Consider the following 9,495-nt stretch of genomic DNA (forward strand, 5'->3'; position numbering starts at 1 on the left):
TCTTTTTTCAGCTTAACGGTCACTTTATCGTCTTGGGCTTCGGTGGTGATGTTGTCGTCGCCGGCAACGGTCACGGTGGAGCCGAGTTTTTCGATATTGGTGCTGCCGCTGTCGCCGTTGAAGGTCAGGCCTTTGCTGTCAACGGTGGTTTTGGCATCTACGCCTTTTTGGATGTTATCTTTAGTGCTTTGAGCGAGATCGATACTGTAATTAGTTGTGACTGCGCCATCGGATGCAGTTGTAGTATTGGAGGTCAAATTCAAAGCATTGGAAACTTGTACAGTTGCTTTATCTGCGCTGACGGTATAAGTGGTTTCTTTGCCTGAAGTTGTTTTATTAACGTGCGTGTTGCTGCCTGCCGCTACATTGGTTGTGGTTTTGGCATTATTGATGGCATTGGCTACATCACCAGCAGTCGCTACACCGGCAGTCGGTGCGGACACTGTGCCATTATTATTGACAGACAATGTGCCTTGAGTGACGTTGATTTGAACTTTTGATGCATTCTCGCCATCGGTAACTGCAACGGTCGTCAAGTTGCCATTAGCGTAGTTGACTGTACCGTTGTTATTGATACGGGATTTGTCTGTACCGTTTTGTTGGATATTGTGTCCAACATTGTTCATAACAGTGTACAGTTGGCTACCATTAACTGCATCGGTTGAAGTGGAGGAAATACGGCCTGCGGCAACATTCTGGATTTGGCGTTCATTGCCTGCGCTGCCTACAGAAACCGCGCCTGTTTTAGAGGATGAAGAAGCAGCATAGCTGACATTGGTCGCAGCGCCGCTATCGTTTTTGAATGAGGCATTTTTGGCTGTTGCGTCAAAATTATTGGCAGTGCCAACAGCACCATTGCCCAATGCAACAGAGCTACCAACCGTAGTCGTCGCACCATTACCCAACGCAACTGAATCGCTTCCAGTCGCTTTTGCATTATTACCGCCGGCAAAACTATTCTGCCCGGCAGCTTGGGCTGAGGAACCAATAGCGGTGGAATAAAGGCCTGAACTGTTTGCCTGCTTACCAATGGCGATAGAATAAGCTTGCGTTGTCTGCGCCTGATGACCAATTGCAACAGAATCATCACCGACTGCATTTGACAAATAGCCCATTGCCGTACCGTTATTTTGTGCTGCTGCCCTTGCACCGACAACAGTTGCATTTTCGTAGTTGGCTCTACTGTGAGCACCGACGACTATAGAGTAATTGCGATCATTTTCTGTGTTCAAACCTATGGCAATAGAGCCTGTACCGCGGGAATTGGCATTAGAGCCTAAAGCCACGGCTCCCACAGTTCCTGAAGTTACAGTTGCATTTGGGCCAACGGCAACAGAAGACGAACCAAGTACGTTGGCATTATGGCCCAAGGAAACACTACCCGTCGCACCTGTACTTGTTGCTGCATTTGGTCCGATGGCAATCGAATTGGTTGCTTTTGCGCCATCATTATTCCAGTTTTTCGTACCGTCAGTTTTGCCTTCTTCTGACTTAACAGAAAAATAACGAACGCGTTCAAGCGCATTCAATACGCCATAAAGTTGAGAGCCGTTGATGGCATCAGTAGAAGTAGCAGAAATATCGCCAGGGGATACATTGATAATTTGGCGTTCGTAACCTTGAGAACCAACAGACACAACATCACCGGCATCGGTAGTTTGACCGCCTGCCCAAGTGTAGGTTACACCCATAATTTCGCGTTGAACGTATGCCCGACCTTCTTTATCGGTTTTAGAAGCCGTACCCAAAGCCACAGAGTTCAGCAAAGTTGCTTTTGCACCTGTACCCAAAGCTACACCACCAAAGGCAGTGGCTTGAGATTTAGTACCAATAGCCAGAGACAAATCGGCAGATGAATTAGACTGCACACCTAATGCAACAGAACCTTGACCGGCAATGGTATTACCATAAACCCCGCTATTCATTGTATCTCCGGTCATTTCTTTATAGATATCCCGCAGATTTTTACCACGTAGCGCATATTCACCAACTTTCGCACCTTGGGCATTGTATTTGATGAATTTGTCCGTTGCGCTGCCTGAATATTGGGTACCACCAACACTATCAAGGTCATCACCACCCACCGAGATAGATGAATTACCCTCAGCTACAACATTACCACCAACCGCAATAGATTGGTCACCCTTTGCCCACGCGCCCTCAGGTCTGCCCTGTGCATCGACACGGTTACCTGAACCAATAGCAATAGACTGGGTTATCTTAGAACTACTTGAATCGCCTACTCGAGCCGTATTACCAATAGCAATATTATTGTGCGTTACATTCACATTCATAATATTTTGCGAAAGAACTCCAGATGCACGTCCAATAGCAATCGTACCAAGTCCGGTTGCATTCGCGTCTGCACCAAGTGCAATAGCACTTGATGCTGCATTACCCGAAGCTGGAGAATTTGCCACTGCACTTTTACCGATGGCAATGGTATTTCCAGTTTGAGCTTGGGCTGAATTACCTATGGCGATAGACTCACTTTGATAACCCACTGCATTGGTACCGATTGCAATGGCATTTTGCGCATTGGCTGCAGCCTGACTGCCGCTGCCAATTGCAATGCCGTCTTGACCTCTTGATGTGCTGGATTGGCCCAAAGCCATTGAGCCTATACCAAATGCTTGCGCCGAATTACCCAATGCTGTTGTGCTCGTATTATCGGCAAGAGCATTCTTACCTACCGCTGTCGCTTGCGTACCATTTGCTTTGGAATCTGCACCCAATGCTGTTGAATCTGCAGAAACAGCATTGGCACTTTTACCTATCGCTGTTGCATGTGAACTACTTGCACTTGTATCTGCACCCATCGCAACAGCATGATTTTGAGTAGCCTTGGCATTTGTACCAACAGCAAGGCTGTTATTATGTGTTGCATTTGCACTCGTACCTACCGCAACTGCACCATTAGCCGTGGCATTGGCTGATGCTCCTACTGACAGAGCACCAATACCGGTCGCTGTTGCACCGCTGACCGCAGTAGCACTGGTTGGAGGATCAACCGCAATTAGCCCACGTCCCGCAGTTGCCGCATACGAATTACCTGCACCCAAAAGAGCTGCCGAAATCACTGTCAATCTGAAAACTGTCGCGATACCATTTTTACCGGATTCGGCAGATACATCTGTACTGTTTTGTTCTGCAGACGATTTCACACGGCCTTTGGCCAATTCGGACGTTACAACGAAAGATTGAATCGTACGGTTCCAAACGACTTTAAATATCTTATTCATTAGTGTGTCTTTCTCTTTTTATGATGGATAAAAGCGTAGGCGTGAGCATGACGCTACTTTAAAAAATCATTGCGGAGGATTTCCCTGCAAAATGCTTGCTTCGAGCTGACGTTTATTGTCACTTTAAGACAAAATTTAGGTCTTTTACTATCTCGAAGTGAAATAGTATTTCATACTTACTAAATATCCGCTAGTCAGAAATATCAACCGATTATCTTTAATTTTTAAATAAAATCACGGCTTTCTACCCAAAAAACCAATTATCAAAAGGGCTCCAGCCATGTTTCTATTAATAAGCGGTGTGTTGTATTCCATTGACAAGTCACAAGTAAACACAGTAATCATGCAACCCACATGCCAATTATTTGGAATATTATTCAAAATGAATTACTTATTTAAAAAAACGAAAAAGAAAGGCCGTCTGAAATGTTTCAGACGGCCTTTAATGAAATGATATTGAACAACTACTTGCTTGAATAATTTGGTTTTTTAAGCTATCAATAAAACCGGCAATATGCTTTTAATACGTCATAGAAAGAATACGCATATCCCTACTTATACAGACGCGGATGGTTTTACAAACCGAATACGGCAATATCTCCCTTGCCTTGACGAATCAGCTCGGTGCCATCGGTCATATCAATAACCGTTGTCGGTTCAGTACCGCACCAGCCGCCATCAATAACCAAATCAACAGCATGCTCAAGACGGTCTCGGATTTCGTATGGATCGGTCAATGGCTCGTCGTCTTCGGGCAGCATGAGGGTGCAACTTAAAATAGGTTCGCCCAATTCTTGCAAAAGCGCCAAGGCGGTGGCGTTATCGGGAACACGCAGGCCGATGGTTTTGCGCTTGGGGTGAAGCGTGCGATTGGGTACTTCTTTGGTTGCCTGCAGGATAAAGGTATAACTGCCGGGCGTAGCTGCTTTGAGCTGGCGGAATTGGGCATTATCTACTTTAGCGTAAGTACCCAATTCGCTCAAATCGGCACACATCAGGGTCAGATGGTGTTTTTGATCGATTTTGCGAATCGTGAGAATGCGCTCCATCGCGGTTTTGTCGCCGAGTTTGCAACCCAGCGCATAGCAGGAATCCGTAGGGTAAACGATAACGCCGCCACTGCGGACAATATCGGCGGCTTGCTTGATGAGGCGGTCTTGGGGATTATCGGGATGGATGGCGAAAAATTGTGCCATGTTTTTTTCCTTATCATTCTAATGGTTTGTTGTTTGACATTTTAAAACTTATTTGGCCGTCTGAATATTGGATTTCCACCACAATGAATGGATTTAGCCTTAGCTACAACACGGCTGACCCAGTGATCCTTATATATAATTTTGATTTACCGGCCGATATCGAAAGTCAATTTAATACACTATATAATGCATTATTTTGTTTGAAAGTCATCTCAATGCCTGCTTCTTCCCTACCTTCCCGCCACTTGTCTGTCGCACCTATGCTTGATTGGACAGACAGACACTATCGCTTTATGGCGCGACAAATTACACGCAATGCTTGGCTTTATAGCGAAATGGTCAATTCAGGCGCAGTAGTTTACGGAGATAAAGACCGCTTTTTGAGTTTCAACGAAGGCGAGCAACCGGTAGCTTTACAGCTTGGCGGCTCAGATCCGCATGACTTGGCAATCGCTACCAAAGCGGCTGAAGCGTATGGCTATAATGAAGTCAACCTAAATTGCGGCTGCCCCAGCCCACGCGTTCAAAAAGGCGCTTTCGGCGCTTGCCTGATGAATGATGTAGATTTGGTGGCAGATTGTTTGAACGCGATGCAGGATGCAGTTGAAATTCCGGTGACGGTCAAACACCGCATCGGTGTAGACAGACAAACAGAATATCAAGTCGTAGCAGATTTTGTGGGAACATTACACAAAAAAACAGCCTGCCGCACATTTATCGTCCATGCGCGTAATGCTTGGTTAGACGGTTTATCCCCGAAAGAAAACCGCGAAGTCCCGCCACTCAAATATGAATACGTCTATCGCTTAAAACAAAATTTTCCCGACTTGGAAATTTTGATTAACGGCGGCATCACCACCAACGAAGAAATCGCCGAACATCTGAAATTTGTCGATGGGGTCATGATCGGGCGCGAGGCTTATCATAATCCAATGCTGATGCGCAATTGGGATGTACTGTTTTACAACGACACACACGCACCAATCCAATACGCAGATTTAGCAGCTTGGCTATACGCATACAGCCGCGAACAAATCGCCTCAGGGCGCGGCACCATCCTACGCCACATCGTCCGCCATGCACTGGGCTTGATGCACGGCCTAAAAAATGCCCGCACTTGGCGCCGTATGCTCTCAGATGCCGCTTTGCTGAAAGACAACGACGGCAGCCTGATTCTAGACGCATGGAAAGAAGTCGAACGCGCAAATATTTGGGACTAATGCCATATCGTTCGAATAAATGAAAGGCCGTCTGAAACATCAAATGATGTTTCAGACGGCCTTTTAAATTACAACAGACTGCTAAAGATATATTCATTTCTCTTTGGCTACTATGATGATTAATTCATCGAATAAACCCAACACATAATCTAAGCATAAAAAAATGCGGCCTAAATAGGCCGCATTTACTTTGCTTCGTCTTTTCAGACGGCCTTTTCAGGCCGTCTGAAAGTCAGATTACCATTGGTAACCAACTGCTGCGGTAGCACCGAAGTGACCACGTGAGTTGCCGGAAGCAGTACCTTTGATGATCCAGTTACCACCATCGGAGATGCTAGAGAAGCCGACAGCGTAACCGGTTTCACCGCGGTAGTGACCGCCACCGATAGCCAGCATGCTCTTACCTGGCAAGTAAGCTTGTGGCAGACCGGCAGTAGCCAGAGCTTGAGCCACACCTGCGCGGGCGTTGTTGTCAACCTTGTTCACATTGCTGTTCACATCGCCGAATTTTTGGTTCAGCTGGTCAACGTTAACTGCATCGGTACCTTTCTTACCTGGAGCAACATTTTGGATAGTAGTATTGCCGGCATCGATACCACCTTGGTTGATGGTTACAGGACCTGCTTTCAGTTCGTTAGTAGTAACACTGTTAACGGTCAGATCAGGGTTCATGCTGACTTTCAGCGCATCGCCGTCTTTCTTAACGAAGATGTTTTGAACTTCTTTCTCTGAAGTCTTACCGGTTGCTTTGTCGAATACTTGAACTTTAGTACCCGCATCACCTTTAATCTGAATAGTGTTATTCAGAGGTTTGGAGATAGAGCCGTCAGTAGTACCAGTCTCGTCAACCAGACCGAAGGTGCCATCAGCATCTTTACCGTCTTTACCGTCTTTACCATCTTTCACGGTTGCAGTAGAAGTAGAGATGACTTTACCGTCTTTATCGAAGTTGTTGATAGTGATGGTAGAAGTACCTTTAGCTTCATCACGCTCAACTTTACCTTCAGCAGACTTACCGTTGTCACCGGTATCACCTTTAGCTGCAGCTGTACCATCTTTAACAATGGTAGTAGTGGTATTACCTTCGCCATCAGTGATGGTTACAGTGTGAGTGCCGTTGCCGTTGTCTTTAACGTCGGCTTTAGCATTCTTACCATCTTCACCTTTAGCACCGGTATCACCCTTAGCTGCAGCTGTACCATCTTTAACGATAGTAGTAGTGGTATTACCTTCGCCATCAGTGATGGTTACAGTGTGAGTACCGTTGCCGTTGTCTTTAACTTCGGCTTTAGCATTCTTACCATCTGCACCAGTTGCACCGGTAGCGCCAGTTGCACCGTCTTTAACGATGGTAGTAGTGGTATTACCGTTACCGTCTTTGATCGTTACAGTGTGAGTACCGTTGCCGTTGTCTTTAACTTCGGCTTCAGCGTTCTTACCGTCTTTAACGATAGTAGTAGTGGTATTACCTTCGCCATCAGTGATGGTTACAGTGTGAGTGCCATTGCCGTTGTCTTTAACGTCGGCTTTAGCATTCTTACCATCTGCACCAGTTGCACCGGTATCACCTTTAGCTGCTGCTGTACCATCTTTAACGATAGTAGTAGTGGTATTACCTTCGCCATCAGTGATGGTTACAGTGTGAGTGCCGTTGCCGTTGTCTTTAACTTCGGCTTTAGCATTCTTACCATCTGCACCAGTTGCACCGGTAGCGCCAGTTGCACCGTCTTTAACGATGGTAGTAGTGGTATTACCGTTACCGTCTTTGATCGTTACAGTGTGAGTACCGTTGCCGTTGTCTTTAACTTCGGCTTCAGCGTTCTTACCGTCTTTAACGATAGTAGTAGTGGTATTACCTTCGCCATCAGTGATGGTTACAGTGTGAGTGCCGTTGCCATTGTCTTTAACATCGGCTTTAGCATTCTTACCATCTTCACCTTTAGCACCGGTATCACCCTTAGCTGCAGCTGTACCATCTTTAACGATAGTAGTAGTGGTATTACCTTCACCATCAGTGATGGTTACAGTGTGAGTACCGTTGCCGTTGTCTTTAACTTCGGCTTTAGCATTCTTACCATCTGCACCAGTTGCACCAGTAGCGCCAGTTGCACCGTCTTTAACGATGGTAGTAGTGGTATTACCGTTACCGTCTTTGATGGTTACAGTATGAGTACCGTTGCCGTTGTCTTTAACTTCGGCTTCAGCGTTCTTACCGTCTTTAACGATAGTAGTAGTGGTATTACCTTCGCCATCAGTGATGGTTACAGTGTGAGTGCCGTTGCCGTTGTCTTTAACGTCGGCTTTAGCATTCTTACCGTCTGCACCGGTATCACCTTTAGCACCAGTTGCACCTGTTTCACCGGTAGCGCCAGTTGCACCGTCTTTAACGATGGTAGTAGTGGTATTACCGTTACCGTCTTTGATCGTTACAGTGTGAGTACCGTTGCCGTTGTCTTTAACTTCGGCTTCAGCGTTCTTACCGTCTTTAACGATAGTAGTAGTGGTATTACCTTCGCCATCAGTGATGGTTACAGTGTGAGTGCCGTTGCCGTTGTCTTTAACGTCGGCTTTAGCATTCTTACCGTCTGCACCGGTATCACCTTTAGCACCAGTTGCACCGTCTTTAACGATGGTAGTAGTGGTGTTACCGTTACCGTCTTTGATGGTTACAGTATGAGTACCGTTGCCGTTGTCTTTAACTTCGGCTTCAGCGTTCTTACCATCGGCACCGGTTGCACCAGTTGCGCCGGTATCGCCTTTGGCACCAGTTGCACCGTCTTTAACGATAGTAGTAGTGGTGTTACCGTTACCGTCTTTGATCGTTACAGTGTGAGTACCGTTGCCGTTGTCTTTAACTTCGGCTTCAGCGTTCTTACCGTCTTTAACGATAGTAGTAGTGGTATTACCTTCGCCATCAGTGATGGTTACAGTGTGAGTGCCGTTGCCATTGTCTTTAACGTCGGCTTTAGCATTCTTACCGTCTGCACCGGTATCACCTTTAGCACCAGTTGCACCGTCTTTAACGATGGTAGTAGTGGTATTACCGTTACCGTCTTTGATGGTTACAGTGTGAGTACCGTTGCCGTTGTCTTTAACTTCGGCTTCAGCATTCTTACCATCAGCACCAGTTGCACCGTCTTTAACGATGGTAGTAGTAGTGTTACCGTTACCGTCTTTGATGGTTACAGTGTGGGTACCGTTGCCGTTGTCTTTAACGTCGGCTTCAGCGTTCTTACCGTCGGCACCAGTTGCACCGGTAGCGCCAGTTGCACCGTCTTTAAGGATGGTAGTAGTGGTGTTACCGTTACCGTCTTTAATGGTTACAGTGTGGGTACCGTTGCCGTTGTCTTTAACGTCGGCTTCAGCGTTCTTACCATCGGCACCGGTTGCACCAGTTGCGCCGGTATCGCCTTTGGCACCAGTTGCACCGTCTTTAAGGATGGTAGTAGTGGTATTACCGTTACCGTCTTTGATGGTTACAGTATGAGTACCGTTGCCGTTGTCTTTAACTTCGGCTTCAGCATTCTTACCGTCTTTAACGATAGTAGTAGTGGTATTACCTTCGCCATCAGTGATGGTTACAGTGTGAGTGCCGTCGCCGTTGTCTTTGACGTCAGCTTTAGCATTCTTACCGTCTACACCGTCTTTAACGATGGTAGTAGTGACTGAGCCATCACTTTCATTAGTAATAGTGATGGTATGAGTACCGTCATTGTTATTTACAACTTCGCCAGTGACGCTGCTGCCTTTTTCACCAGTATCACCTTTGTCGCCTTTTTCGCCTTTAGCGCCGGCTTCACCTTGGTCACCTTTGTCGCCTTTTTCGCCTTTAGCGCC

General features: G+C 46.4%; 4 protein-coding genes. 1 reads left to right on the forward strand and 3 read right to left on the reverse strand.

Annotation, left to right across the window (positions count from 1 at the left end; translation table 11 throughout):
- Nucleotides 1-3,242, reverse strand: a 3,242-nt coding sequence (locus ACTHSN_RS10580; protein WP_440365308.1) for an ESPR-type extended signal peptide-containing protein, incomplete at its 3' end; no start/stop codon positions are given.
- Nucleotides 3,243-3,817: 575 nt separating this feature from the next.
- On the reverse strand, nucleotides 3,818-4,438 hold the full coding sequence (locus ACTHSN_RS10585; RefSeq protein WP_070814139.1) for an L-threonylcarbamoyladenylate synthase: 621 nt from the start codon (nucleotides 4,436-4,438) through the stop codon (nucleotides 3,818-3,820).
- Nucleotides 4,439-4,653: 215 nt separating this feature from the next.
- Here ACTHSN_RS10585 and dusA point away from each other — a divergent pair, with 215 nt between their 5' ends.
- Entirely contained in the window at nucleotides 4,654-5,658 is a 1,005-nt protein-coding gene (gene dusA / locus ACTHSN_RS10590) for a tRNA dihydrouridine(20/20a) synthase DusA (RefSeq protein WP_070460248.1), read from the forward strand.
- 237 nt (nucleotides 5,659-5,895) lie between these two features.
- Here dusA and ACTHSN_RS10595 read toward each other — a convergent pair.
- Nucleotides 5,896-9,495, reverse strand: a 3,600-nt coding sequence (locus tag ACTHSN_RS10595) for a collagen-flanked surface repeat-containing protein (RefSeq protein ID WP_440365309.1), incomplete at its 5' end; no start/stop codon positions are given.

The organism is Neisseria sp. P0009.S010, assembly GCF_051958545.1.
GTDB classification, from domain to species: Bacteria; Pseudomonadota; Gammaproteobacteria; order Burkholderiales; family Neisseriaceae; genus Neisseria; species Neisseria subflava_A.